Source organism: Streptomyces sp. NPDC048461, from assembly GCF_055587105.1.
Genome location: NZ_JBVJGW010000001.1, coordinates 342570 through 366554 on the forward strand (window position 1 = coordinate 342570; position 23985 = coordinate 366554).

Annotated in this window: 24 protein-coding genes; 13 read left to right on the top strand and 11 right to left on the bottom strand. The window is 71.6% G+C overall.

From position 1 onward, the window contains the following. The first annotated feature begins 22 nt into the window (after window positions 1–22). Window positions 23–985 (top strand): methylmalonyl Co-A mutase-associated GTPase MeaB, encoded by a 963-nt coding sequence (meaB, locus tag ACZ6S8_RS01520; protein WP_469451395.1) that lies wholly within the window; start codon window positions 23–25, stop codon window positions 983–985. 131 nt (window positions 986–1116) lie between these two features. On the opposite strand, the gene ACZ6S8_RS01525 is transcribed toward meaB, so the two are convergent. The 5 genes from ACZ6S8_RS01525 to ACZ6S8_RS01545 all read right to left on the bottom strand — a co-directional run bounded on the left by ACZ6S8_RS01525 (window position 1117) and on the right by ACZ6S8_RS01545 (window position 4515). Continuing rightward, the gene (locus tag ACZ6S8_RS01525; RefSeq protein ID WP_469451396.1) at window positions 1117–1695 is read right to left on the bottom strand and encodes a PepSY domain-containing protein; all 579 of its coding nucleotides are present in this window, start codon (window positions 1693–1695) and stop codon (window positions 1117–1119) included. A gap of 138 nt (window positions 1696–1833) precedes the next feature. Next, window positions 1834–2337, bottom strand: coding sequence for a MarR family winged helix-turn-helix transcriptional regulator (locus tag ACZ6S8_RS01530; RefSeq protein ID WP_469451880.1), 504 nt, complete (start codon window positions 2335–2337; stop codon window positions 1834–1836). Between the two features lie 74 nt (window positions 2338–2411). Continuing rightward, entirely contained in the window at window positions 2412–3215 is an 804-nt protein-coding gene (locus tag ACZ6S8_RS01535) for an AIM24 family protein (protein ID WP_469451882.1), read from the bottom strand. Between the two features lie 11 nt (window positions 3216–3226). Next, window positions 3227–3877 (bottom strand): AIM24 family protein, encoded by a 651-nt coding sequence (locus tag ACZ6S8_RS01540; protein WP_469451398.1) that lies wholly within the window; start codon window positions 3875–3877, stop codon window positions 3227–3229. Next, window positions 3877–4515, bottom strand: a complete 639-nt coding sequence (locus ACZ6S8_RS01545; RefSeq protein WP_383907039.1) for an AIM24 family protein — start codon at window positions 4513–4515, stop codon at window positions 3877–3879. The genes ACZ6S8_RS01540 and ACZ6S8_RS01545 overlap by 1 nt, the downstream gene beginning before the upstream one ends. A 185-nt stretch (window positions 4516–4700) precedes the next feature. On the opposite strand from ACZ6S8_RS01545, the gene ACZ6S8_RS01550 reads away from it, so the two are divergent. After that, entirely contained in the window at window positions 4701–5045 is a 345-nt protein-coding gene (locus ACZ6S8_RS01550) for a DUF3817 domain-containing protein (RefSeq protein WP_469451400.1), read from the top strand. Further along, window positions 5042–5338 (top strand): MTH1187 family thiamine-binding protein, encoded by a 297-nt coding sequence (locus ACZ6S8_RS01555; RefSeq protein ID WP_469451402.1) that lies wholly within the window; start codon window positions 5042–5044, stop codon window positions 5336–5338. The genes ACZ6S8_RS01550 and ACZ6S8_RS01555 overlap by 4 nt, the downstream gene beginning before the upstream one ends. 54 nt (window positions 5339–5392) lie before the next feature. On the opposite strand, the gene ACZ6S8_RS01560 is transcribed toward ACZ6S8_RS01555, so the two are convergent. Next, a complete protein-coding gene (locus tag ACZ6S8_RS01560) occupies window positions 5393–6391 on the bottom strand; it encodes an ArsR/SmtB family transcription factor (protein ID WP_469451404.1) in 999 nt (332 codons plus the stop codon). Between the two features lie 362 nt (window positions 6392–6753). Here ACZ6S8_RS01560 and ACZ6S8_RS01565 point away from each other — a divergent pair, with 362 nt between their 5' ends. The 4 genes from ACZ6S8_RS01565 (at window position 6754) to ACZ6S8_RS01580 (ending at window position 10772) form a co-directional block, all read left to right on the top strand. Beyond that, window positions 6754–8028: an MFS transporter gene (locus ACZ6S8_RS01565; protein WP_469451406.1), complete on the top strand. Its 1275-nt coding sequence runs from the start codon at window positions 6754–6756 to the stop codon at window positions 8026–8028. A gap of 21 nt (window positions 8029–8049) precedes the next feature. Beyond that, window positions 8050–8559 (top strand): MarR family winged helix-turn-helix transcriptional regulator, encoded by a 510-nt coding sequence (locus ACZ6S8_RS01570; protein ID WP_383928656.1) that lies wholly within the window; start codon window positions 8050–8052, stop codon window positions 8557–8559. 82 nt (window positions 8560–8641) lie between these two features. Next, window positions 8642–8974: a DUF3817 domain-containing protein gene (locus ACZ6S8_RS01575; RefSeq protein ID WP_469451408.1), complete on the top strand. Its 333-nt coding sequence runs from the start codon at window positions 8642–8644 to the stop codon at window positions 8972–8974. Between the two features lie 97 nt (window positions 8975–9071). Further along, window positions 9072–10772 carry an acyl-CoA mutase large subunit family protein gene (locus tag ACZ6S8_RS01580; RefSeq protein WP_469451410.1) on the top strand — a complete coding sequence of 567 codons (1701 nt, stop codon included), beginning with the start codon at window positions 9072–9074 and terminating at the stop codon, window positions 10770–10772. 127 nt (window positions 10773–10899) lie between these two features. On the opposite strand, the gene ACZ6S8_RS01585 is transcribed toward ACZ6S8_RS01580, so the two are convergent. Further along, window positions 10900–11550 carry a TetR/AcrR family transcriptional regulator gene (locus ACZ6S8_RS01585; protein WP_469451412.1) on the bottom strand — a complete coding sequence of 217 codons (651 nt, stop codon included), beginning with the start codon at window positions 11548–11550 and terminating at the stop codon, window positions 10900–10902. 237 nt (window positions 11551–11787) lie between these two features. Here ACZ6S8_RS01585 and ACZ6S8_RS01590 point away from each other — a divergent pair, with 237 nt between their 5' ends. The 4 genes from ACZ6S8_RS01590 to ACZ6S8_RS01605 all read left to right on the top strand — a co-directional run bounded on the left by ACZ6S8_RS01590 (window position 11788) and on the right by ACZ6S8_RS01605 (window position 16044). Continuing rightward, window positions 11788–12789, top strand: coding sequence for a tetratricopeptide repeat protein (locus ACZ6S8_RS01590; RefSeq protein WP_469451414.1), 1002 nt, complete (start codon window positions 11788–11790; stop codon window positions 12787–12789). Between the two features lie 617 nt (window positions 12790–13406). Further along, entirely contained in the window at window positions 13407–14057 is a 651-nt protein-coding gene (locus tag ACZ6S8_RS01595; RefSeq protein WP_469451415.1) for a DUF6230 family protein, read from the top strand. Window positions 14058–14159: 102 nt separating this feature from the next. Next, complete coding sequence (locus tag ACZ6S8_RS01600; RefSeq protein ID WP_469451416.1) at window positions 14160–14726, top strand: DUF6114 domain-containing protein; 567 nt, start codon at window positions 14160–14162, stop codon at window positions 14724–14726. Then, the gene (locus ACZ6S8_RS01605) at window positions 14716–16044 is read left to right on the top strand and encodes a hypothetical protein (protein ID WP_469451418.1); all 1329 of its coding nucleotides are present in this window, start codon (window positions 14716–14718) and stop codon (window positions 16042–16044) included. Before ACZ6S8_RS01600 ends, ACZ6S8_RS01605 begins: the two co-directional genes overlap by 11 nt. 169 nt (window positions 16045–16213) lie before the next feature. Here ACZ6S8_RS01605 and pyk read toward each other — a convergent pair whose 3' ends face one another. The 3 genes from pyk to pta form a co-directional block, all read right to left on the bottom strand. Continuing rightward, entirely contained in the window at window positions 16214–17644 is a 1431-nt protein-coding gene (gene pyk, locus ACZ6S8_RS01610) for a pyruvate kinase (protein WP_469451420.1), read from the bottom strand. A 63-nt stretch (window positions 17645–17707) separates the two neighbouring features. Next, complete coding sequence (locus ACZ6S8_RS01615; protein ID WP_469451422.1) at window positions 17708–18922, bottom strand: acetate kinase; 1215 nt, start codon at window positions 18920–18922, stop codon at window positions 17708–17710. Window positions 18923–18984: 62 nt separating this feature from the next. Beyond that, on the bottom strand, window positions 18985–21069 hold the full coding sequence (pta, locus tag ACZ6S8_RS01620; RefSeq protein ID WP_469451423.1) for a phosphate acetyltransferase: 2085 nt from the start codon (window positions 21067–21069) through the stop codon (window positions 18985–18987). A gap of 352 nt (window positions 21070–21421) precedes the next feature. Here pta and ACZ6S8_RS01625 point away from each other — a divergent pair, with 352 nt between their 5' ends. Continuing rightward, window positions 21422–22447: an ATP-dependent 6-phosphofructokinase gene (locus tag ACZ6S8_RS01625; RefSeq protein ID WP_469451425.1), complete on the top strand. Its 1026-nt coding sequence runs from the start codon at window positions 21422–21424 to the stop codon at window positions 22445–22447. 136 nt (window positions 22448–22583) lie between these two features. Here the strand turns inward: ACZ6S8_RS01625 and ACZ6S8_RS01630 are convergent, their stop codons facing one another. Next, entirely contained in the window at window positions 22584–23276 is a 693-nt protein-coding gene (locus ACZ6S8_RS01630) for an XRE family transcriptional regulator (protein ID WP_386522286.1), read from the bottom strand. A 236-nt stretch (window positions 23277–23512) separates the two neighbouring features. Here ACZ6S8_RS01630 and ACZ6S8_RS01635 point away from each other — a divergent pair, with 236 nt between their 5' ends. Beyond that, complete coding sequence (locus ACZ6S8_RS01635; protein ID WP_469451427.1) at window positions 23513–23965, top strand: MerR family transcriptional regulator; 453 nt, start codon at window positions 23513–23515, stop codon at window positions 23963–23965. The last annotated feature ends 20 nt before the right edge of the window (window positions 23966–23985 follow it).

The following is a 23985-nucleotide window of genomic DNA, read 5'->3' on the forward strand; positions in this document are numbered from 1 at the left end:
AGAACCGAGGAGTGCAGCACGTATGACGGCGGTGGACGTCCCCCAGCTGGTGGCCCAGGCGCGTGAGGGCCGGCCGAGAGCGGTGGCCCGGCTGATCTCGCTGGTCGAGGGAGCGTCCCCGCAGCTGCGCGAGGTGATGGCGGCGCTGGCGCCGCTGACGGGCGGGGCGTACGTGGTGGGGCTCACGGGCTCGCCCGGTGTCGGCAAGTCCACCTCGACCTCGGCGCTCGTGACCGCGTACCGCAAGGCGGGCAAGCGGGTCGGCGTCCTCGCCGTCGACCCGTCCTCGCCCTTCTCGGGCGGCGCGCTGCTCGGCGACCGGGTGCGGATGTCGGACCACGCCGGGGACCCGGGCGTGTACATCCGGTCCATGGCCACCCGGGGGCACCTGGGCGGGCTGGCGTGGGCGGCCCCGCAGGCGATCCGTGTGCTGGACGCGGCGGGCTGCGAGGTGATCCTGGTCGAGACGGTCGGTGTCGGGCAGTCGGAGGTGGAGATCGCCTCCCAGGCGGACACCTCCGTGGTGCTGCTGGCCCCGGGCATGGGCGACGGCATCCAGGCCGCCAAGGCGGGCATCCTGGAGATCGGCGACGTGTACGTGGTCAACAAGGCCGACCGGGACGGCGCCGACGCCACCGCCCGCGAGCTGAACCACATGCTCGGCCTGGGCGAGGCCCGGGGCCGGGACGACTGGCGGCCGCCGATCGTCAAGACGGTCGCGGCCCGCGGCCAGGGCATCGACGAGCTGGTCGAGGCGCTGGAGAAGCACCGGGCATGGATGGACGGCCGGGGCGTGCTGGCGGAGCGGCGCGCGGCCCGGGCCGCGCGCGAGGTGGAGACCATCGCGATCACGGCCCTGCGGGCGCGGCTCGCCGACCTGCGCGGGGACGCCCGGCTCGACGCGCTGGCCGTACGGGTCGCCGCCGGCGAGCTGGACCCGTACGCGGCGGCCGACGCGCTGCTGGGCAGCCTGACGGAGGGCTGAGAGCCGGCTCCGGGACCCGGCGCCGGGCCGGAGACCGACCGGAGCCGTCCGGGCGCGGGTCCGGGGGTGCGTGCGGCCCCCCGGACCCGGCCCGGACGGGTGCCCGGGCGCGGGCCGGGCGGAGCCGGCGGTCAGTTGTTGTCGTCGCCGTCCGAGTCCGAGTCCGTGGTGGACGCGGTGACCTTGCCCGAGGCGGGGTCGACGTGCACGTTCCGGGTCTTGCCGTCGGTGGTCTTCACCTCGACGTCCCAGTAGGTCTTGCCGTTGTCGTCGTCGTCGTCCCAGTTCACCGACCAGACCTGGCCGGCGTGGGCGGCCAGGGCGGCCTTGACGGCCTGCTCGGCCTTCACCTTCGCGGCGAGCAGCGCGGCGTTCTCGTTGCCGTCGTCGTCGTTGGTGTCGTCGGCGTCCTGGTTCTCCTTCGTGACGCTGCCGGTGGCCGCGTTCACCTCCAGCTCCGCGTGCTTGCCGTCCTTGGAGATCACGTCGACGTGCCAGACGGAACCGTCGCGGTCGACGGACTGGACCACGCCGGGGTGCGCCTTGAGGGCCGCCGCGACGGCTGCCTCGGCCGTCACGTCGGCGCGGGCGGCCGCGGCCGCGGGGACGGTTCTCGCCGTGTCGGCGGTCGCCGCTGCCGCGGCCGCCACCGGGCCTCCGAGCATCAGGACCACGGATGCGGCCGTCGCGATGTACGCAGTGCGCTTCATGGGCTGGACCTCCTCAGGCCGGCCGGCACGCGCTTACGGTTGCTCGGCGCGTGCGGGGCCGGCGGCGGGCGTACCGACCATTGTGCGGTCGATCACCCGGCCCGGCGATCGGAGCCCCGACTTGCGCGGGGCCCCTTCTCAGGCCTTGCCGCGGTTCTCCCGCAGGTGCTCGGCGACCGGGCGCAGGGAGGCGCGCAGCGCCGCCAGGGCCTCCGGCGGCAGCATGTCGATGAAGTGCCGGCGGACCGACGCCACGTGGTGCGGGGCGACCTTGCGCATCGTCTCCATGCCCTCGTCCGTGAGCACCGCGTACAGGCCGCGGCGGTCGGACTCGCAGTTCACCCGGCGGACCAGGCCGGCCGCCTCCATGCGCGTGATCTGGTGGGACAGGCGGCTCTTGGACTGCAGGGTCGCGGTCGCGAGATCGCTCATCCGCATCCGGTTCCCGTCCGACTCCGAGAGGTTCACGAGGATCTCGTAGTCGTTGTTGGTGAGTCCGAAGGGCTGGAGGTCCTTTTCCAGCTGGTGCATCAGCAGCCGGCTGACGTCCAGGTGGGTGCGCCAGGCGCACTGCTCGGATTCGGTCAGCCAGGGGGTCTCCTCGGACGGGGTCCGGGGGGTCGCGGCCGTCTGGGTCTCCATGGTCTCCATGAATGAACTCTACCTAAAAAGTTGAATTGCGTACAAAGATCGGGGGGCGGGACTACTCCCGCGGGTCACAGTCCGAAACGGCGCTGGAGATCACCCAGCTGCCCCGGCATCCGCGGCACGCCCACCTGTCCCAGCGGGCCCTGGCCGGCTCCGGGCACGCCCTGGGCGTTGCCCGTGGCCGCGCCGGCGCCGACCGCGCCGACCGCCTTCTCCGCCATCAGCATCTCGGACGACTGGAGCAGCACCGTGCCGGCCCCGACGAACTCGAACTGGTGCTCCTCGCCCGACGTCCCCCCGATGCCGGTCAGCGAGCGCAGCCCGCCCATCACGCCGGACATGTAGGCGTGGTCGTAGTGGTGGCACGGCGACGGGCAGTCCGCCCAGCCGACCAGCGCCTGCGGGTCCACGCGCAGCGGCGGCTCCATGAACACCACCGGCCCGTTGGACGCCGCCACGAACTTGCCCGTCCCGATCAGCGTCAGGAACCCCGGGACGATCGACTGCTTCAGCGCCAGGGTGGGCTGGTACGCGAGCAGGTTGCCCGACCGGATCGTCAGGTTCCCCTTGTCCAGGTCGAACGAGTTCACGTCGAAGGCCCGGTCGGCGAGCAGCATCTTGCCCTGGCCCTCGGCCACGACCCAGTCGGCGGCGTGCAGCGGGGAGTGGAAGCTGGTGCGCAGCAGCCGGTCGAAGCGGCCGTTGCCGATGCCGTTGAACTCGATGCTCCCGTAGTAGGAGATCATCTTGCCCTTCTGCAGGAACCACTGGCTCCCCTTGAGCTCCACGCAGAAGGTGTACGGGTTCACGTTGTCGTCGGAGGGCAGGGTGTACGGGTCGAAGACCGTCGGCCCGCCGGGTCCGCCCGTCACGGGGCCAAAGTTCACAGCTTCTCCTCCGAGGCCTGTACGTACACCGCGCCCTGGCCGGACAGCTCCAGCTGGAACGCCTCGCCCGAGCCGCGCCCCACCATGTCGCGCCAGCCGAGCGCGGCGGAGAGCTTGTTGCGCACCTCGCCGTGGTGGGCGACGTACGCCTGCGGGTCCACGTGGACCGGGCGCTGGGGGGTGATGGGGAGCTCGATGACCCCGCCGTGGGCCATCACGGCGACCGAGCCGTGCCCCTTGAGGGTCGTGGTGAACAGGCCCTGGCCCGACACCTGGCCGCGCACCATGCCCATGACACCGCCCTGGGAGCCCATGAACATCGTGCCCTGCTGCAGGGTGCCGTCGAAGGCGAGCAGCCGGTCGGCCTCCACGTAGAGCGTCTCGCCGGTGAGGTTGATGACCTGGATGTGGTGGCCGCCGTGGCCGAACATCACGGTGCCGCTGCCCTCGACCGACATCAGCGGGGTCTGCTCGTTCGCCACCCGGCGCCCGATCATGCCCATGACCCCGCCCTGACCACCGGTCAGGCTGGGGGTGAAGGAGACCTCGCCGCGGTAGGCGAGCATCGCGCCGCGCTGGCTGTACATCTTCTGCCCGGGGAGGACCTGGGCCTCCACCATCTTCGAGTTGATCTCGCGGAACGGCATCAGACGTCGCCCCCGACGGTGTTGCGCTCGCTGGGCTGCACGTACACCAGGCCCTCGCCCTCGAAGCGGATCTGGAACGCCTCGCCGGAGCCCTCGCCGATCAGCGTGCGGAAGTTCACACCCGACTGGAAGGACTGCTGGAGGTTCCCGGTGTGCGCGACGTACGCCCCCGGGTCGACGGAGAGCGGGTACTGGGCACTGACGCGCAGCACCACGGCCGGACCGTCGGACGTGATCGCCGCCTGGCCCGAGCCCTCGACGGTCGTGGTGAACAGGCCGTTGCCCGACGTGGCGCCGCGCAGGCCGGTGAAGGTCGTGCCGGTGCGCAGGCCCGCGTCGGTGCACAGCAGGTTGCTGGACTCGACGTAGAGCTTCTCGCCGCGCAGATTGACCAGATTGATCTCGCTCGCGCGGTCGGCGAAGAAGCAGGTGCCGTGCCCCTGAACCTCCATCACGGTCATCTGCTCGCCGGTCAGCCGCCGGGTCACCATCCCGCGGAGGCCTTCGCCGCCGCCTGTCATCTTCTTGAAGGCCACTTGGCCGTCGTACGCGACCATGGAGCCGTTCTTCGCTTTGACGGCGTCCCCGGTCAGGTCGACGGCGAGCACCTTGCTGCCTTGGAGTCGGAACTGAGCCACGGGATGACGTTATCCGCAGCGGCCGTGCCCGAGAAGGGCCTGGTGGCCGATATACGCCACACTGCGGTCTTGGTGACGTCATGGTGCCGTTCCCGTGACGTGCCGGTGACGGGCACCCGGGTCAAGATCCCGCAAAGCGGCTGAGACACTGGGACCGACCCTGGCCTCCACCCCGAAGGTTCCACGTGGACATCAAGACCGCCTCCGCCCTGCACCGGCTGCGCCTCATCTCCGTACCCGAGGCACTGTCGTTCCCGGCCCTGCTGATCTTCGGCTCGCTCCTGAAGCGGACGACGGACATCGACTACCTGATGCCGCCGCTCGGGGCCCTCCACGGGATCCTGTTCGTCATCTACGTCATCTTCCTGCTGGACGTGTGGCACAAGGCGAAGTGGCCGCTGAAGAAGGTCGCCCTGTTCTTCGTGCTCTCGCTCATCCCCTTCGGCGGGCTCTACGGCGACAAGGTGCTCAAGCGCGACGAGGCGGACAGCGTGCTGGCGGCGCGTGCGCGCGAGGCGGCCAAGGCATGATCGTCGCGTTCTCGGTGACCCCGCTGGGGGTCGGTGAAGAGGTCGGCGCGTACGTGGCGGACGCCGTCCGCGTGGTGCGCGAGTCGGGCCTGCCCCACCGCACCGACGCCATGTTCACGACTGTGGAAGGCGAGTGGGACGAGGTGATGGACGTGGTCCGGCGCGCGGTGGCCGCCGTGGAGGCGCGGGCGCCCCGGGTCTCCTTCATCCTCAAGGCCGACATCCGTCCCGGTGTCACCGACGGCATCACCTCGAAGGTCGAGACGGTCGAGCGCCACCTCGCCGGGGGCTGAGCGGCGCGCCGGGCGGGTGGGGCCCCCGGCGGCGACCGGACGGGCCCGGCCCGCTCAGCGGGTGGCGGGCTCGCCCGTGGTGAGGGCGAGGGCCAGCGGGGTCCGCTCGTACAGCACCTGGCGGCCGTGCCGGACCGAGACCAGCAGGCCCGCCGCGTGCAGCACCCCCAGGTGCGCCGAGACCGTGGACGGCGCCAGGCCCAGGCGGTGGGCCAGCGCCGTGGTGGAGGCCGGCTCGTCCAGCGCGCACAGCACCTCGGCCCGGGCCGCGCCCAGCAGCCGGGCGAGCGCCCGCGGGGCGGGTCCCGCCGAGGCGGTCCACAGCCCGCCGACGCCGCGCGCCGGGTACACGAGCGTCGGCTGCCAGGGCGGGTCGTAGCCGCCGACCACCTGCGGCCAGACGAACGCGCTCGGCATCAGCAGCAGCCCCTGCCCGTCCAGCGCGCGGTGGTGGTGCGCGGGCCGCTCGATGGTCAGGGTGTCGCTCTCCCCGTACCAGCGCAGGTCCGGGTGGAGCCCGTCGAACAGGGCCTCCAGCCCGCCCGCCGCGAGCCGCCGGGAGTGGAACAGGATGTCCGCCTCCAGCAGGGCGCGCAGCCGAGGCCAGTGCGGTTCGACCAGCGCCTGCCAGGCCTGCTCCGTGAGGTCGGCCAACTCCCTTACGGCGCGCGCCGGATCGGCCATCATCCGCTGCCCCGCGTCGCTCTCCAGGGCGCCGGGGGTGCAGACCAGGGAGAGCCGCAGGTCCTCGCGGGCCGCGTCGGGATCAGCAGCGCGCACCCGCGCGATCTCCTCCTCGAAGGTGACGCTGGGGCCGAGGGGCGGCGGGCTGAGGAAGTCCGGATGGTGCCCGGCGCGGGGCATCAGCAGCCACAGCGGACGCAGGTCCAGCCCCTCGGCGGCGGCCCTCGCCTGCCGGAGCCAGGGGAGGTGGTACGCCTGCCGGTGCGGTGACAGCAGGACCCGCACCGCCTCCTGGGTCTCCCAGCGGGGGGAGAGGGAGAACCGGCACCGCAGCAGGTCGCCCGGCCCGAAGCGAAAGTGAAACCCCACGCGGCCCTCCGTTCCCGAGCCGTACCCGTGCTCGTGGCTGTTCCCGTGCCCTGCCCGTGCCCGTGCCCTGCCCCTGCCCGTGCCCGTGCCCGTGCCCGTGCCTGCGCCCCGGGCCACGTCCGCCGTATCCGCGCCCCGTATCCGTGCGCGGGCGTCGGCCGCCCTCGTGCCGGCTGCCGTCCGCCGGCTTCGCCCGCGGTCGCGCCGGCGTCCGACGCTACGTCATGCGGGGCGGCCGCCGGCCCGGCGGCCACCGGGCGCTGTGTCCGGCGTCCGGCACCCGCGCACCGGCCGGGGCCGCGGTGGATTCGGGTCACGGCGAATCGTTACAGCCGCCGCGCCGGGCGGGACAGGCTGCCGTCATGTCCACCCTCACCCCGGCCGCCGGCCCGGCCCCGGATCCCTCCGGCGCGGCGTCCGCCGGATACCGCTCCGTCTTCCGGGTCCGGGAGTTCCGGCCCGTGTTCGCCGCCCACCTGCTGTCCGTGCTCGGCGTCGTCGTCGCCGAGATCTCCCTCACCGTCCTCGTCTACCGCGCCACCGGCTCCCCGCTGATGAGCGCGCTCACCTTCGCCCTCGGCTTCCTCCCGTACGCCCTCGGCGGCACCCTCCTCGCCGGGATCGCCGACCGGTACCCCGCCCGGCGGGTGCTCGTCGGCTGCGACCTGGTCTGCGCGGCCTGCGCCGCCGCCATGGCCCTGCCCGGCACCCCCGTCGCCGCGCTCCTCGTGCTCCGCTGCGCCATGGCCTTCGTCGCGCCGCTGTTCCAGGGCACGCGCAGCGCCTCCCTCGCCGACATCCTCGGCTCCGGCGACCCCTTCGTCCTCGGCCGTTCGCTCCTGCGCATGGTGGCCCAGAGCGCCCAGCTCATCGGCTTCGGCCTCGGCGGCCTGCTCCTCACCGTGCTGGCGCCGCGCGGCGCCATCGCCCTCACGGCCGCCGGATTCCTCGGCTCCGCGCTCCTGCTGGGGCTCGGCACCCGCGCCCGCCCGGCCCGCGCCCCCGGCACCCGCACCTCCCCGCTCGCCGGTGTCCGCGCGGTCCTCGGCAACCGCCGGGTGCGCGCGCTGACCCTGCTGTTCTGGCTGCCGCCCGCCTTCGTCGTCGTTCCCGAGGCGCTCCTGGCCCCGTACGCCGACCGCATCGGCGCCGGCACCGTCGCCCTCGGCCTGCTGATGTGCGCGCTGCCCGTCGGCACCATCGCCGGGGAGCTCTGGGCCGGCTCCGCGCTCACCGCCCGAACGCGTTCGCGGATCGTGGCCCCGCTCGCCGCCGTCGCGCCGCTGCCGCTCCTCGCGTACGCCGTGCACCCCGGTCCGTACGCCGTGTTCGCGGCCCTGCTGCTCGCCGGGCTGGCCCAGGCCCACACCCTCGGCCTCGACCAGTGGTACGTGGACGCCGTCCCCGACGAGCTGCGCGGCCGCGCGATGACCCTGCTCGGCACCGGCCTGATGACGCTCCAGGGCGTCGGCATGGCGCTCGCCGGTCTCGCCGCCGAGTTCCTCCCGGTCCACGCCGTCGTCGCCGGCGCCGGGGCGCTCGGTACGGCGGTCGTCCTGCTGCTGCTCGCCGAACTCCGGGCGGCGGCACGGGAGGAGGAGGGGCCGAAGTGTGAGACGGGGCCCGCCGCCAAATGACCGCCCGGTAGGGTCGGACGCGTGCCCAAGCCGCTCAGCCTTCCCTTCGATCCCATCGCCCGCGCCGACGAGCTCTGGCAGCAGCGCTGGGGTCCGGTGCCCTCGATGGCCGCGATCACCTCCATCATGCGGGCGCACCAGATCCTGCTCGGTGAGGTCGACGCGGTGGTCAAGCCGTACGGACTGACCTTCGCGCGGTACGAGGCGCTGGTGCTGCTCACCTTCTCCAAGGCCGGCGAGCTGCCGATGTCGAAGATCGGCGAGCGCCTGATGGTCCACCCGACGTCGGTGACGAACACCGTCGACCGGCTGGTCCGGTCCGGGCTCGTCGACAAGCGGCCCAACCCGAACGACGGCCGCGGCACCCTCGCCTCCATCACGGACAAGGGCCGGGAGGTCGTCGAGGCCGCGACCCGGGACCTGATGGAGGTCGACTTCGGGCTCGGCGCGTACGACGCCGAGGAGTGCGGGGAGATCTTCGCCCTGCTCCGCCCGCTGCGGGTCGCGGCCGCGGACTTCGACGAGCGCTAGGCCGTCCGGCGCCCGTCCGGGGGCGGGCCCCGGACCGGGCCCCGGTCAAGATCGCGCAAAGCGGACGGTTAGGCTCGACGCCATGAAACGCAGTGTGCTGACCCGCTACCGGGTGATGGCTTTCGCGACCGCCGTGATGCTGCTGGTGCTCTGCACCTGCATGGTCTTCAAGTACGGCTTCGACAAGGGCGCCGATCTGACCTTCGTGGTGTCCCAGGCCCACGGCGTGCTCTTCATGATCTACCTGGCCTTCGCCTTCGACCTGAGCTCCAAGGCCAAGTGGTCCTTCGGCAAGATGCTCTGGATCATGATCAGCGGCACCATCCCGCTGGCCGCGTTCTTCGTCGAGCGCACGGTCCGCGCCGAGGTCGAGCCGCTGATCGCCGACGACCGGCCGGCGACCGTCGAGGCGTAGGCGGCGCCACCCCCGCGACGCGATCGCAACCACCCCCGGGCGACTCCCCGGGGGTTTGCCATCGACATTTACTAGGACGTCCTAGTAAATTGGAGTCATGGACGCTGACGCCATCGAGGAGGGCCGCCGCCGCTGGCAGGCCCGTTATGACAAGGCCCGCAAGCGCGACGCCGATTTCACCACGCTCTCCGGCGATGAGGTCGATCCGGTCTACGGGCCGCGGCCCGGCGACGCGTACGAGGGATTCGAGCGCATCGGGTGGCCGGGTGAGTACCCGTACACCCGCGGCCTGCACGCCACCGGCTACCGGGGGCGGACCTGGACCATCCGGCAGTTCGCCGGGTTCGGGAACGCCGAGCAGACCAACGAGCGCTACAAGATGATCCTGGCCGCGGGCGGCGGCGGGCTCTCCGTCGCCTTCGACATGCCCACCCTCATGGGCCGGGACTCCGACGACCCCCGGGCCCTCGGCGAGGTCGGGCACTGCGGGGTCGCCATCGACTCCGCCTCCGACATGGAGGTCCTGTTCAAGGACATCCCGCTCGGCGACGTCACGACCTCCATGACGATCTCCGGCCCCGCCGTCCCCGCCTTCTGCATGTACCTGGTCGCCGCCGAGCGGCAGGGCGTCGATCCCGCCCTGCTCAACGGCACGCTGCAGACCGACATCTTCAAGGAGTACATCGCCCAGAAGGAGTGGCTCTTCGAACCCGAGCCGCACCTGCGCCTCATCGGCGACCTGATGGAGTACTGCGCCGAGGGCATCCCCGCCTACAAGCCGCTGTCCGTCTCCGGCTACCACATCCGCGAGGCCGGGGCCACGGCCGCGCAGGAGCTGGCGTACACCCTCGCCGACGGCTTCGGGTACGTGGAGCTGGGCCTCTCCCGGGGCATGGACGTGGACCACTTCGCGCCCGGGCTGTCCTTCTTCTTCGACGCGCACCTCGACTTCTTCGAGGAGATCGCCAAGTTCCGCGCCGCCCGCCGCATCTGGGCCCGCTGGATGAAGGAGGTCTACGGCGCGAAGAGCGACAAGTCCATGTGGCTGCGCTTCCACACCCAGACCGCCGGCGTCTCGCTCACCGCGCAGCAGCCCTACAACAACGTCGTGCGCACCGCCGTGGAAGCCCTCTCGGCCATCCTCGGCGGCACCAACTCCCTGCACACCAACGCCCTCGACGAGACCCTCGCGCTGCCGAGCGAGCAGGCCGCCGAGATCGCCCTGCGCACCCAGCAGGTGCTGATGGAGGAGACCGGCGTCGCCAACGTGGCGGACCCGCTGGGCGGTTCCTGGTACGTCGAGCAGCTCACGGACCGGATCGAGGCCGACGCCGAGAAGATCTTCGACCAGATCAAGGAGCGCGGGCTGCGCGCCCACCCGGACGGGCAGCACCCGATCGGGCCGATCACCTCGGGCATCCTGCGCGGCATCGAGGACGGCTGGTTCACCGGCGAGATCGCCGAATCGGCCTTCCAGTTCCAGCGGTCGCTGGAGAAGGGCGACAAGCGGGTCGTCGGCGTCAACGTCCACCACGGCTCGGTCACCGGTGACCTGGAGATCCTCCGGGTCAGCCACGAGGTGGAGACCGTCCAGGTGCGCGAGCTGGCCGCGCGCAAGGGCCGGCGCGACGACGCGAAGGTGACGTCGGCGCTGGACTCCATGCTGGCCGCGGCCCGCGACGGGTCGAACATGATCCCGGCGATGCTGGACGCCGTACGGGCCGAGGCCACCCTCGGCGAGATCTGCAACGTACTGCGCGAGGAGTGGGGCACCTACACCGAGCCGCCCGGCTTCTGACCCCGCGCCGGCCCCTCCGGGCCGCGCACCACGGCCGGTCGCGGCCCCCGCCGGGGGAGCCGCGACCGGCCGTCGCGCTTCCGTACGGGGGCCGGTGCGCGCGGTGCCGGGACGGGGCCGGACCGGGTCAGGCCGCGGAGGGGCCCAGGAGGCCGTGCATCAGCAGGGCGGTGAAGGTGGCCACCCAGCACTCGTCCACCGGCTCGGAGCTCACCAGTGCCCGGTGCACCACCGTGCCGGCGATCACGTCGAAGATCAGGTCGGTGGTGCGGCCGGTCAGGGCGTCGTCCTCCTCGTAGGGGAGTTCGCCGCGGGCCTGGGCCCGCTCGCGCCCCAGCACGACGAGACGTTTCTGCCGGTCCACGATCGCCGACCGGATCCGGTCGCGCAGGGCCTCGTCGCGCGTGGACTCGGCGACCACGGCCATCAGCGCCGTACGGGCCTCCGGGCGCCGTAGCAGCTCCGCGAACTGCAGGACCACGTACTCGATGTCGGCTTCCAGGGATCCCCGGTCGGGCAGTTCGAGCGCGTCGAAGAGCTCCGCGACCGCGTCCACGACCAGTTCGTTCTTGCCCGCCCAGCGCCGGTACAGGGTGGTCTTGGCGACCTTGGCCCGGACCGAGACGTCGCTCATGGTCAGCTTCGACCAGCCCAGATCGACCAGCGCGTCCCGGGTCGCCGCGAGGATCGCGGTGTCGGCGGCGGCGCTGCGGGGCCGGCCGGTGCGGCCGTGCGTCGCGCCGGTGCTGGGGTCGTGGCCGGGGCCGGGGTTGCGCATGGCCGAGACCATACCCGCCGGTAGCCAGGACGCCCGGTGCCCTTGCGGTGTGGTTCAGATCACGGGGACCCGGGGTCCGGGAGGAGTTACGCTACGGGTCGTAGCGTAAGAGCGGCAACCACGCGAAGAGCTACTGGCGCCAGGTGGGGACCCGGCGCCGCCCGCACGGTATCGCGAGGATCGGCGAATTCACGCGATCTTTTTCGTCGGCGCGCACACTCGGGGGAGGATGTACGCATGCAGCCCAGAAACATGTCCATGAGCGGCGTCGTCGACCTCGCCGCGGTGAAGGCGGCCGGCGAGGCCAAGGCCAAGGCCGAGCAGGCCCGCGCCGAAGCGGCCCGGCAGAACGGCCAGGGCGGTGGCGCCGGCCCGTCCGCCGGCGCCCTGCCGCCGTCCGCGCTCGTCATCGACGTAGACGAGGCCGGTTTCGAACGCGACGTCATCCAGCTCTCCGCCGAGGTCCCGGTCGTCCTGGACTTCTGGGCCGAGTGGTGCGAGCCGTGCAAGCAGCTCAGCCCGCTCCTGGAGCGGCTGACCGTCGAGGCCAACGGCCGCCTCGTGCTCGCCAAGGTCGACGTCGACGCCAACCAGATGCTGATGCAGCAGTTCGGCATCCAGGGCATTCCGGCCGTCTTCGCCGTCGTCGCCGGCCAGGCGCTGCCGCTGTTCCAGGGCGCGGCCCCCGAGCAGCAGATCCGCGAGACCCTCGCCCAGCTGGTCCAGGTCGCCGAGGAGCGCTTCGGGATCATCGGCGTCGAGGTCGACCCGAACGCCGAGGGCGCCGCCCCGGAGCCCGCCGAGGCCGGGATTCCGGCCGGGCCGTACGACGCCCTGCTGGAGGCGGCCGTCGTCGCGCTCGACGCGGGCGACCTGGGCGGCGCGGTGCAGGCGTACAAGAACGTGCTCTCCGACGATCCCGGCAACAGCGAGGCCAAGCTGGGCCTGGCCCAGGCCGAACTGCTCGTGCGCGTCCAGGACATGGACCCGCAGGCGGTGCGCGCCGCGGCCGCCGAGAACCCGCGCGACCCGGCGGCGCAGATCGCCGCGGCCGACCTGGACCTGGTCGGCGGGCACGTCGAGGACGCCTTCGGGCGCCTGGTGGACACCGTGCGGGTGACGTTCGGTGAGGACCGGGACGCCGTACGGGTGAGGCTGCTGGAGCTGTTCGAGGTCATCGGCGCCGACGACCCCCGGGTCTCCGCGGCCCGTACGGCGCTGGCGCGGGTGCTCTTCTAGCCGGGCTCCGCGGCCTGCTGCGGGGCGGGGCGGCACGGACGCTCCGACGCCGCCGGCCCACCGGCGATTTGTTGTCACGGAGATAAACAGCGGTCGCGCTTTACCAAAACTTGGTAATCGCGGCCGCTGTTACTCGCAGTAAGTCGAACGCCGTGAACTGTCCGGTGTATTCGCACTTCCCCCGCTTTGTCGTGGCCCTTGGTGACACCCTGTGTTGCTGCCCGACGGCGTCGGGTAGACCCCCGGTTATCTGGCCGTTACCCGCCAGTAACGAACCCCCTTGTGCCCCGGCCGGGAATGGACCACGATCGGCGACGCTCGGTCCTTCCCGCAGAGCCGCTCATCCGGAGCCGCGGTGGAGGGTCCCCACCGAGCCGGTCGGTGGCAGTGGCACCGTCCGTGGGACAGGGGGGTCCCTGCCGTACGGCAGGGCCTGTCCTCCAGGTTGCGCGAACGCGTGGCCCAGTGGTTGTCGCTCGGGGGTGATCGCCGGTGTTCCGGACACGGCTCTGCCGCGGCCCGGTTGCCGACGCTCCTTCCCGAGGACGTAGCACTTCTCCCATCCCAGGACGGGCACGGCCCGGACCGGAGATGTACGTCCGAGAAGGAGGAACGACATGAGTTCTCAGGTTCGTGGCGGTACCAGATGGAAGCGTTTCGCGCTCGTCATGGTGCCGAGCATCGCGGCCACGGCCGCGGTCGGTGTGGGTCTGGCGCAGGGAGCCCTCGCGGCGTCCTTCAGCGTCTCGGGCCAGGACTTCAAGGTGCGGGCCGACTCGCTTGTCGGTGAGAACCTGATCCAGTACGGCAGCATCTCCCAGGGTGCCGTGGTCGGCCAGCCCGACAAGAAGACCGGTCACCCGGTCACCATCTCCGGGTTCAGCCAGGCCACGATCACCAACATGTGCCAGTCCCTGGTGACGGCCACCCCGCTCGGCAACATCACGTTGCAGCTGCGGACGGGCAACAAGGGCGAGCCGGCCGTCGCCAAGAACATCTACCTCGACGTCGCCGAGCTGGACGCGGACGCCGAGTTCACGGACCTCGACATCGGTGTCGCGGTCGGCGACGGCAGTCACGTCACCAAGCCGAAGCCCGGCACGGTGGCCGACGGTGCGCTGTTCTCGCAGCGCGCCAAGACCGCGAAGCTGACCAACGTGAAGCAGAAGGCCTGGGCGACGACGGCGGGCACCTTCACGCTGCCGGACCTCAAGCTGCGTCTGCTCAGCGGCGACAAGCCGTGCTACGAGGACTCCGAGGTCAAGTAGTCGGACCCCGGTGCGTGACCGGGAGGGCGGGCGGCTGCCGTCGCCGGCCCTCCCGGGCACCACACAGTTTTCCGTACCACCGTTTCCAGGGAGCTGTTGTCCATGAACGCCGAGGCCCCGGTTCGCTCCTCAGACGAGCACTGGCTCACCGTGGTGCGCCACCGCTTCCGCGACTGGAGGGGAAACCGTCCCTTCTGGGCCGGACTCCTCATCATCTTCGGGGGCTTCCCGATCGCGTACTTCCCCTACGCGGACCTTCGGCTGGGCAATGTCACCCTCGCCATGGCGACCACTGCCGGAGCGGGTTCGCTGATCATCGGCGTCCTGCTGATGACGCTCGGCATCACCCTCTGGTTCCAGCAGAACATGAGGGTCTTCGCCGGGATCGCCTCGATCCTGCTGGCCCTGGTGTCACTGCCGGTCTCCAACCTCGGCGGTTTCTTCATCGGCTTCCTCTTCTCCCTGCTCGGCGGTGCCCTCGCCCTCTCCTGGGCGCCCGGCAAGCCGGCCGAGGCGGACGAGCCAGCCGAGGCAGAGCCTGTCACGGACAAGGGCGACGCACTCGCGGACGGGCCGTACCTGGCCGTTCCCGGTCCCCGGGGCACGGAAACGACGTACGCGACAGAGACGACTGCCCACGCCGATGGCGGGAGGAACAGTGCGGGGTGACGAGACGCGCCGGGGTGTGGCCCCGAACGCGGAGTCCCGTGAAGTAAGGGGCCCGCGACACGCGGCGCCCAGGAAGTCGCTGCTGACCAAGTTCCAGCTACCCGTCGGCAAGACGATGGCGCTGGCGGCCATGCCGACCGCAGTCTTCGTCGGGATGGGCATGGCGCCGAAGCTGGCCCTGGCCGACGAGAAGGACATCCCCTTCGCGCCCGGACCGTGCGTGACACAGTCCGACGAACCCGCGGAGTCGGCTTCCCCGAGCCCGTCGAAGTCGCCTTCCCCGAGTGCGAGCACCTCGCCCACCGCGACCCCGTCGCCCGGTGCGAGCGTGTCGCCCAAGCCCGGTACCACGCCCTCGGCCGCGAAGCCGGACTCCAAGCCGGCCGAGGAGTCGAAGACCGGAAAGCAGAGCTCCCCGGCGGCCACCCCGTCCACGGGCGCGAGTGCCTCGCCGTCCGCCTCCAAGACCCCGAACCCGCTCGACCCGCTGGGCGTCGGCGACAAGGTCAAGGAGTTCTTCGACGAGCTCGGCAAGCCCCTCAAGGACGCGAAGAAGCCGGACACCCCGGCTCCCTCCACGTCCACGGCGCCCACCCCCGACCCGTCGGCGGACGCGATCCGCGAGGCGGCGAAGACGGCCGGCGCGAAGGTCGAGGAACTGCCCCAGGACGTCAAGGACACCACGTCGAAGCCGAAGGACGAGACGGGCAAGGCGACCGACAAGGACAAGGCGGAGAAGGAGAAGGAAAAGAAGGAGGAGGACGAGGACAAGACCTCGCCGTCCCCCTCTCCCTCCGCCTCGGCGAGCAAGGACGCGAACGGGAAGGAACCCTTCCCCTGTCCGACCCTCGACGCCCAGGCACTGGCCGACGCCAAGCTGGAGCCGGGCATCCCGCTCCTGCCCGACCAGCCCTGGTACCTCGACAGTTCCCTGCTGACCCTCTACGGCCTGGACTACCACGGCATCGTCGAGGTGAAGACGGGGAGCGGCAAGATCAAGAAGGTCCTGAAGTTCACGGCGGACTCGCTGGACATCAAGGACCTGTACCAGACGGTCGGCACGGAGGGGAACGTCGCGCACCTGAAGTCCCGTCCGGGCTCCACGTCCAAGATCCGCGGCGGCACGGTGACGATGTACACCGAGAGCCTCAAGGGGAACCTGTTCGGACTGATCCCGATCGAGTTCACCCCGAACAGCCCGCCGCCCCTGAACGTCCCCTTCGCGTTCTTCACGAACGTCAAGGTCGTCCAAGCCGGCCAGTTCGGCGGCACCCTCACCGTCCCGGGCCTCAAGAACTACATCGGCCCGCCGGAATAGCCCCGCCCGGGCGGCACCGTCCGGCCCCGAGACGAACGGCCCGTCCCTCGCCGACGAGGGGCGGGCCGTTCGCCGTGCCCGAAGCACCGAGGGCGGCGCCCCGGATCCTTTGCGGATCGGGGCGCCGCCCTCGGTCTCTGTGCGGCAGAGTCAGGCGGTGCGGGGCGGGTCAGGCGTTTGCGGCGCCGCCCAGGTGGTGGACCCGGACCATGTTGGTGGTGCCCGGGACGCCGGGGGGCGAGCCGGCCGTGATGATCATGGTGTCGCCCTGGTTGTGGCGGTTGAGCTTGAGCAGCTCCGCGTCCACGAGGTCGACCATCGCGTCGGTGTTGTCCACGTGCGGGACGACGTACGACTCGACGCCCCAGCTCAGCGTGAGCTGGTTGCGGGTGCCCTGGTCGGTGGTGAAGGCCAGGATCGGCTGGGACGCGCGGTAGCGCGAGAGCCGGCGGGCGGTGTCACCGGACTGAGTGAAGGCGACCAGCGACTTCGCGTCCAGGAAGTCCGCGATCTCGCACGCGGCGCGGGCGACGGCGCCGCCCTGCGTACGGGGCTTCTTGCCCGGGACCAGCGGCTGGAGGCCCTTGGAGAGGAGTTCCTCCTCGGCCGCCGTGACGATCTTCGACATCGTCTTGACGGTCTCGATCGGGTACGCGCCCACGGAGGACTCGGCGGACAGCATGACCGCGTCCGCTCCGTCGAGGATCGCGTTGGCGACGTCGGACGCCTCCGCGCGCGTCGGGCGGGAGTTGGTGATCATCGACTCCATCATCTGGGTCGCGACGATCACCGGCTTGGCGTTGCGGCGGCACATCTCGATGAGCCGCTTCTGGACCATCGGGACCTTTTCGAGCGGGTACTCGACGGCCAGGTCGCCACGGGCCACCATCACCGCGTCGAAGGCGTCGACGACGGCCTCCATGTTCGCGACGGCCTGCGGCTTCTCGACCTTGGCGATGACGGGGACCCGGCGGCCGACCTCGTCCATCACCTTGTGGACGTCCTTGACGTCGTCGGCGTCCCGGACGAAGGACAGGGCGACCATGTCGCAGCCCATCCGCAGGGCGAAGCGGAGGTCGTCGACGTCCTTCTCCGACAGGGCGGGGACGTTGACGGCGGCACCCGGCAGGTTGATGCCCTTGTGGTCCGAGATGACACCGCCCTCGATGACGATGGTCTTGACGCGCGAGCCGTCGACCTCAGTCACCCGGAGCTCGACGTTGCCGTCGTTGATCAGGACCTGGTCGCCCTTGGAGACGTCGCCCGGCAGACCCTTGTAGGTGGTGCCGCAGATGGACTTGTCGCCCGGGACGTCCTCGGTGGTGATGGTGAACTCGTCACCGCGCACCAGCTCGACGGGGCCCTCGGCGAAGGTCTCCAGGCGGATCTTCGGGCCCTGGAGGTCGGCGAGGACGCCCACGGCGCGGCCGGTGTCCTCGGACACCTTCCGGACGCGGTCGTACCGCTCCTGGTGTTCTGCCTGGGAACCGTGGCTGAAGTTGAATCGGGCCACGTTCATACCTGCCTCGATGAGCAGCTTCAGCTGGTCATACGAGTCGACGGCGGGGCCCAGCGTGCAGACGATTTTGGAACGGCGCATGGAGCGGATCCTATCGGTTTGTTTCGCAGCGGAATATTCCGTCTGGCGGAAAGTCCAAAGTGACTACTGAGTAACCAGCGCGTACGCCTGGGTGGCGATCTCCAGTTCCTCGTCCGTCGGAACCACGGCCACGGCCACCCGGGCGTACTCCGCCGAGACCAGCCGGGGCTCCGGGGAGCGCGCGGCGTTGGCTTCGAGGTCCAGCGCGAGGCCCAGCTCGGCCAGGCCGTCCACCGCAGCTTCGCGGACCTGGTGGGCGTTCTCGCCGACCCCGGCCGTGAACGCCACCGCGTCCACCCGGCCGAGCACCGCCGAATAGGCCCCGATGTACTTCTTCAGCCGGTGCACGTACGCCGCGAAGGCCAGGGCCGCGGCCTCGTCGCCCTCGCCCGCCCGCCGCAGCACCTCGCGCATGTCGTTGTCGCCGCACATGCCCAGCAGACCGCTCTTCTTGTTCAGGAGCGAATCGATCTCATCCACCGAGAGGCCCCCCACCCGCGCCAGGTGGAAGACGACCGCCGGATCGAGGTCGCCGGAGCGCGTTCCCATGACCAGGCCCTCCAGCGGGGTCAGGCCCATCGAGGTCTCCACGCAGACCCCGCCCCGGACCGCCGAGGCGGACGCGCCGTTGCCCAGGTGCAGCACGATGACGTTGACCTCCTCCGGCGTCTTGCCGAGCAGCCCGGCCGTCGCCCGCGAGACGTACGCGTGGGAGGTGCCGTGGAAGCCGTACCGCCGGATGGCGTACTTGTCGGCGGTCGCGGCGTCGATCGCGTACCGGGCCGCGTGCTCCGGGATCGTCGCGTGGAAGGCGGTGTCGAAGACGGCCACCTGCGGGAGGTCCGCGCGCAGCTCCCGCGCCACCTCGATGCCCGTCACGTTCGCCGGGTTGTGCAGCGGGGCCAGCGGGATCAGGCTGCGGATCTCCGCCAGCACCGCGTCGTCGATCACGGTCGGCCGGGTGAACTTCGTACCGCCGTGCACCACCCGGTGCCCCACGGCCGCCAGTTCGGGGGAGTCCAGCCCCAGCCCGTCGGCCGCCAGCTCCGCCGCCACCGCCCGCAGCGCCGCCCCGTGGTCGGCGATCGGCCCGAGCTGCTCGCGCTTGCCGCCGGCGGCGCCGGGACCGGTCAGCGGCTCGTGGACGAGGCGGGAGGTCTCCTCCCCGATCCGCTCCACCAGGCCGACGGCAAGGCGGGACCGGTCCGCCATGTCGAGGAGCTGGTACTTGACCGACGAGGAGCCGGAGTTGAGGACGAGTACGCGCGATGCGGTCACGGTGGGGTCTTTCCTTGTCGCGGACGGACGGACGGACGAACGGACGGGGAGGGGGGGAGGGGTCAGGCGGTGGGCGCCGGCGCGCCCTGCGCCTGGATGGCGGTGATGGCCACGGTGGTGACGATGTCCTGCACGAGGGCGCCGCGCGAGAGGTCGTTGACCGGCTTGCGCAGACCCTGGAGCACCGGGCCGACCGCGACGGCGCCCGCCGAGCGCTGCACGGCCTTGTACGTGTTGTTGCCCGTGTTGAGGTCGGGGAAGATCAGGACGGTCGCGCGCCCGGCCACCTCCGACCCGGGCAGCTTGGTCGCGGCCACCGAGGGCTCCACGGCCGCGTCGTACTGGATCGGACCCTCGATCAGCAGATCGGGGCGCTGCGCCCGGACGAGCTCCGTGGCCTTGCGGACCTTGTCGACATCCGCGCCCGAGCCCGAGGTGCCGGTCGAGTACGAGAGCATCGCGATCCGCGGCTCGACGCCGAAGGCCGCGGCGGTGGCCGCCGACTGGACGGCGATGTCCGCGAGCTGTTCGGCGTCGGGGTCCGGGTTGACCGCGCAGTCCCCGTAGACGAGGACCCGGTCGGCCAGGCACATGAAGAACACCGAGGAGACGATGGACGCCTCCGGCTTCGTCTTGATGATCTCGAAGGCCGGGCGGATGGTCGCGGCGGTGGAGTGCACCGACCCGGACACCATGCCGTCGGCGAGGCCCTCCTGCACCATCAGGGTGCCGAAGTAGTTCACGTCCGTGACCACGTCGTGGGCGAGCTCGACGGTCATGCCCTTGTGGGCGCGGGCCTGGGCGTAGTAGGCGGCGAACCGCTCCCGCAGCGGGGACTTCGCCGGGTCGATGAGCTGCGCGGCCGAGATGTCGATGCCGAGGTCGGCGGCCTTCTTCAGGATCGCCGGCTCCTCGCCCAGCAGGGTCAGGTCGCAGACCCCCCGGCGCAGCACCACGTCCGCGGCGCGCAGCACGCGCTCCTCGGTCCCCTCGGGGAGGACCACCCGGCGCCGCTCGGAGCGGGCCCGCTCCAGCAGCTCGTGCTCGAACATCATCGGGGTGACGCGCTCCGAGCGGGCCACCGACAGCAGGTCGCGCAGCTCGGCGGTGTCCACGTGCCGCTCGAAGAGGCCGAGCGCGGTCTCCAGCTTCCGGGGGGTGGCCGAGTTCAGCCTGCTCTGCAGGGAGAAGAGTTCGGCCGCGGTCGGGAAGCTGTTCCCGGCGACCGAGACGACCGGGGTGCCCGGGGCCAGCTTGGAGGCCAGGGTCAGGATGTCCTTGCCCGGGCGCTCGTTCAGGGTCAGCAGGACGCCGGCGATCGGCGGGGTGCCCGAGGTGTGGGCGGCCAGGGCGCCGATCACCAGGTCGGAGCGGTCCCCGGGGGTGACGACCAGGCAGCCGGGCGTCAGGGCGTTCAGGAAGTTCGGCAGCATGGCGCCGCCGAACACGAAGTCCAGCGCGTCGCGCGCCAGCCCCGCCTCGTCGCCGAGGAGCACCTCGCCGCCGAGCGCCCGGGTGATCTGGGCGACGGTCGGGGCGGACAGCGACTTGTCGTCCGGCAGCACGTAGCAGGGGACCGGGAGGCGGGCGGCCAGCCGCTCGGCGATCGGCTCCCGGTCCTCGGCGGCCACCCGGTTGACGATCATCGCGACGACGTGGCAGCCCAGCGACTCGTACGCGCGGTAGGCGTTGCGCGCCTCGGAGCGGACGGCCTCGGCGGCGTGCCGGGTCCCGCCCACGACGGGGACGACGACCGCGCCCAGCTCGTTGGCGAGGCGGGCGTTCAGGGCGAGCTCGTCGGGCAGGTTCGTGTCGGCGTAGTCGGTGCCGAGGACCAGCATGACCTCGTAGTTCCGGGCCACCCGGTGGTAGCGGTCCACCAGCTGCGAGACCAGCTCGTCGGTGCCCTTCTCGGCCAGGATGGCCGAGGCCTGCCCGTACTCCATGCCGTAGGCCGTCGAGGCGTCCTGGTCGATCCGGTACCGGGCCTTGAGCAGGTCGAAGAGCCGGTCGGGGCTGTCGTGGAGCAGGGGGCGGTAGACGCCCACCCGGCCCGTCTGCCGGGTCAGCAGCTCCATGATCCCCAGCTCGACGACCTGGCGGCCGTCCCCCCGCTCGATGCCGGTCACGTACACGCTGCGCGTCACGCGTGCTCTCCGTCCATGTCTGTGGCTGGTCCGTCCGAAAGCGGATGCGGATGCTGGTGCGGGCGCCGCCCCGCCGCGGCGGCGAGCGGGTCGAGCGGGTCCAGGGCGTGATTGACCCGGTTGGGAAGGGCTTGCCCCCTTGACAATACCTCTGCGGATGGATAGGACGCCCGCCGGGAAAAAGGCCTGCCCAGAGGGGTCGAAAGGCCCTCGGACCGGAGTGGCACACAGCGCGTCGTACCCCCCGCACGTGGAACAATCGGACAGGCTTCACCCATACGCCCTTCATATGTACGGCCGTCCGCCCGCACGCGGAAGGCCACGTACGACCAGGAGCAGGAGACACAGCACGATGCGTATCGGAGTTCTCACCGCAGGCGGCGACTGTCCGGGCCTCAACGCTGTCATCCGGTCGGTCGTACACCGCGCCGCCGTCGGACACGGGGACGAGGTCATCGGCTTCGAGGACGGCTTCAAGGGCCTCCTCGACGGCAACTACCGCCCCCTCGACATCAACGCCGTCAGCGGCATCCTCGCCCGCGGCGGCACCATCCTCGGCTCGGCCCGGATGGAGCGCGCCCGCCTCCACGAAGCCGCCGAGAACGCGCAGGAACTGGCGACCCGCTACGGCATCGACGCCCTCATCCCGATCGGCGGCGAGGGCACCCTGACCGCCGCCCGGATGCTGTCGGACGCCGGGATGCCGGTCGTCGGCGTGCCGAAGACCATCGACAACGACATCTCCTCCACCGACCGCACCTTCGGCTTCGACACCGCCGTCATGGTCGCCACGGAAGCCATCGACCGCCTCAAGACCACCGCCGAGTCGCACCAGCGCGTGATGGTCGTCGAGGTCATGGGCCGCCACGCCGGCTGGATCGCGCTGGAGTCGGGCATGGCCGGCGGCGCCCACGGGATCTGCCTGCCGGAGCGCCACTTCGAGGTGGACGCCCTGGTGAAGATGGTGGAGGAGCGCTTCGCCCGCGGGAAGAAGTTCGCCGTCATCTGCGTCGCCGAGGGCGCGCACCCCGCCGAGGGCTCCATGCCGTACGAGAAGGGCGCGATCGACCAGTACGGCCACGAGCGCTTCGCCGGCATCGGCAACCGCCTCGCCGTCGAGCTGGAGCGGCGCCTGGGCAAGGAGGCCCGCCCGGTCATCCTCGGCCACGTCCAGCGCGGCGGCACGCCGACCGCCTACGACCGCGTCCTCGCGACCCGCTTCGGCTGGCACGCCGTGGAGGCCGTCCACCGCGGCGAGTTCGGCAACATGACCGCCCTGCGCGGCACCGAGATCGTGATGGCCCCGCTGGCCCACGCGGTCACCGAGCTGAAGACCGTGCCCGAGAACCGCATGTACGAGGCCGAGTCGGTCTTCTGACCGGTCCCCGGCGCCCCGCGGCGCGGGACCACCCGGGACCTCCGGCCCCACTTCCGCGGCCGAACGGCCCCGGTCCGCCCCCTCCCGGGACGGGCCGGGGCCGTTCGCCGCAGGGCCGTGGCAGCCCCCGTGTGTCCTACGCCGCACGCCCCGCGAGGTCCCAGAACCGCCCCACGATCTCGGCCAGGAACTCCCGGCCCGCGTCGCCCGCCCCGGCCGAGCCCTCGGCGCCGCCCCAGCTCAGGGTCGCCACCATCCGCGACTGGTAGTCCCCGTGCAGTCGCTCCAAAACCCGCTCCAGGTGGGGCCGGGGGATCGGCAGTAGTTTCGACAGCGGCTTCACGTACGCCTGCCAGCGCGTGGTGACCGCGCTGCGCAGCACCTCGGCGAGCTCCTCGTCCTTGCCCGTGGCCGTCACGAACTGGGCCAGCGTCAGCCCCAGCACCAGTGCGAGGGCCGCGGACTGGCGCTCGTTGCCCTTCCAGCGTCCGGCGTCCTCCATCTTCTGGTACGCGTTCGCCTCCAGGCCGACCCGCCGGGCCAGCTCCTCGGCGGCCAGCCCCCTGGAGATCCGGTGTTCGCGAAGACTGACCGGCTCTGCGATCAGCTCCCCGGGGGAACACCACAGGACACCGGCGAGAGCCGTCAGCTCGGCGGAGGTAGGCGAAATCTCGCCACGTTCCCAGGCCATCACGGTCTCGGGCGCGACAAGCAGTCCGTACTGGGCGCGCAGGCCGTAGGCGACGTGGCCGGGCGCCATGCCCAGGGCCGCGCGGAGACGACGCGCGGCGGGGGCATTGAAAGGTGGGCTGGAGTGCACACGGCACACCGTAGAAGTGGCCAGGCCGCTGCGCCTACAGACCAAACAAACAAGCCCATAACTCGTAGGAAAGTCCTAGGGAGTTAAGGGCATTCGTCGGGTTTCTCAGAGACTGTCCGGTAATCGGTGCGACGGAAGATCCACTGCCACCACAAGGTTTCAGCCAGCGCCCGCCGACGCAAGTCCGGTGACGTCTTCCCTCCGGCCCTTGCCCTGACGTCGGCGTCAAGGAATACGGTCGGCCCATGCGCATCGGCGAACTGGCGGAGCGGGCCGGGACCAGCACCCGGACCCTGCGGTACTACGAGTCACGGGGGCTGCTGACCGCCCGGCGGACCGGCAACGGCTACCGCACCTACGACGAGGACGACCTGCGGCTGCTGCGCGAGATCCGCACCCTTCAGGACTTCGGGTTCGAGCTGGAGGAGACGCGGCCCTTCGTGGACTGTCTGCGCGCCGGGCACCCCGCCGGGGACTCCTGCCCCGCCTCGCTGGCCGTCTACCGGCGCAAGCTCGCCGAGCTGGACGCCCTGATCGGCCGGCTGACCGGCGTACGGGACCAGGTGGCCCGCCAGCTGGCGACGGCCGACCGCGCCGCCCCCGGACCGGGCACGGACGGACCGGGCACGGACGGACCGGGCACGGACGGACCGGGCACGGACGGGCCGCCGGCCCCGCGCTGCGAGATGACCGGATGACGACGACGGACAGGAAAGAG

Coding starts and splice junctions, on each gene's coding strand:
- ACZ6S8_RS01575 (WP_469451408.1), top strand. CDS start 8,642: ATGAAACGCAGTGTGCTGACCCGCTACCGGGTGATGGCTTTCGCGACC.
- ACZ6S8_RS01580 (WP_469451410.1), top strand. CDS start 9,072: ATGGACGCTGACGCCATCGAGGAGGGCCGCCGCCGCTGGCAGGCCCGT.
- ACZ6S8_RS01635 (WP_469451427.1), top strand. CDS start 23,513: ATGCGCATCGGCGAACTGGCGGAGCGGGCCGGGACCAGCACCCGGACC.
- ACZ6S8_RS01590 (WP_469451414.1), top strand. CDS start 11,788: ATGCAGCCCAGAAACATGTCCATGAGCGGCGTCGTCGACCTCGCCGCG.
- ACZ6S8_RS01540 (WP_469451398.1), bottom strand. CDS start 3,877: ATGCCGTTCCGCGAGATCAACTCGAAGATGGTGGAGGCCCAGGTCCTC.
- ACZ6S8_RS01625 (WP_469451425.1), top strand. CDS start 21,422: ATGCGTATCGGAGTTCTCACCGCAGGCGGCGACTGTCCGGGCCTCAAC.
- ACZ6S8_RS01585 (WP_469451412.1), bottom strand. CDS start 11,550: ATGCGCAACCCCGGCCCCGGCCACGACCCCAGCACCGGCGCGACGCAC.
- ACZ6S8_RS01600 (WP_469451416.1), top strand. CDS start 14,160: ATGAACGCCGAGGCCCCGGTTCGCTCCTCAGACGAGCACTGGCTCACC.
- ACZ6S8_RS01565 (WP_469451406.1), top strand. CDS start 6,754: ATGTCCACCCTCACCCCGGCCGCCGGCCCGGCCCCGGATCCCTCCGGC.
- pyk (WP_469451420.1), bottom strand. CDS start 17,644: ATGCGCCGTTCCAAAATCGTCTGCACGCTGGGCCCCGCCGTCGACTCG.
- ACZ6S8_RS01530 (WP_469451880.1), bottom strand. CDS start 2,337: ATGGAGACCCAGACGGCCGCGACCCCCCGGACCCCGTCCGAGGAGACC.
- ACZ6S8_RS01595 (WP_469451415.1), top strand. CDS start 13,407: ATGAGTTCTCAGGTTCGTGGCGGTACCAGATGGAAGCGTTTCGCGCTC.
- ACZ6S8_RS01555 (WP_469451402.1), top strand. CDS start 5,042: ATGATCGTCGCGTTCTCGGTGACCCCGCTGGGGGTCGGTGAAGAGGTC.
- ACZ6S8_RS01525 (WP_469451396.1), bottom strand. CDS start 1,695: ATGAAGCGCACTGCGTACATCGCGACGGCCGCATCCGTGGTCCTGATG.
- meaB (WP_469451395.1), top strand. CDS start 23: ATGACGGCGGTGGACGTCCCCCAGCTGGTGGCCCAGGCGCGTGAGGGC.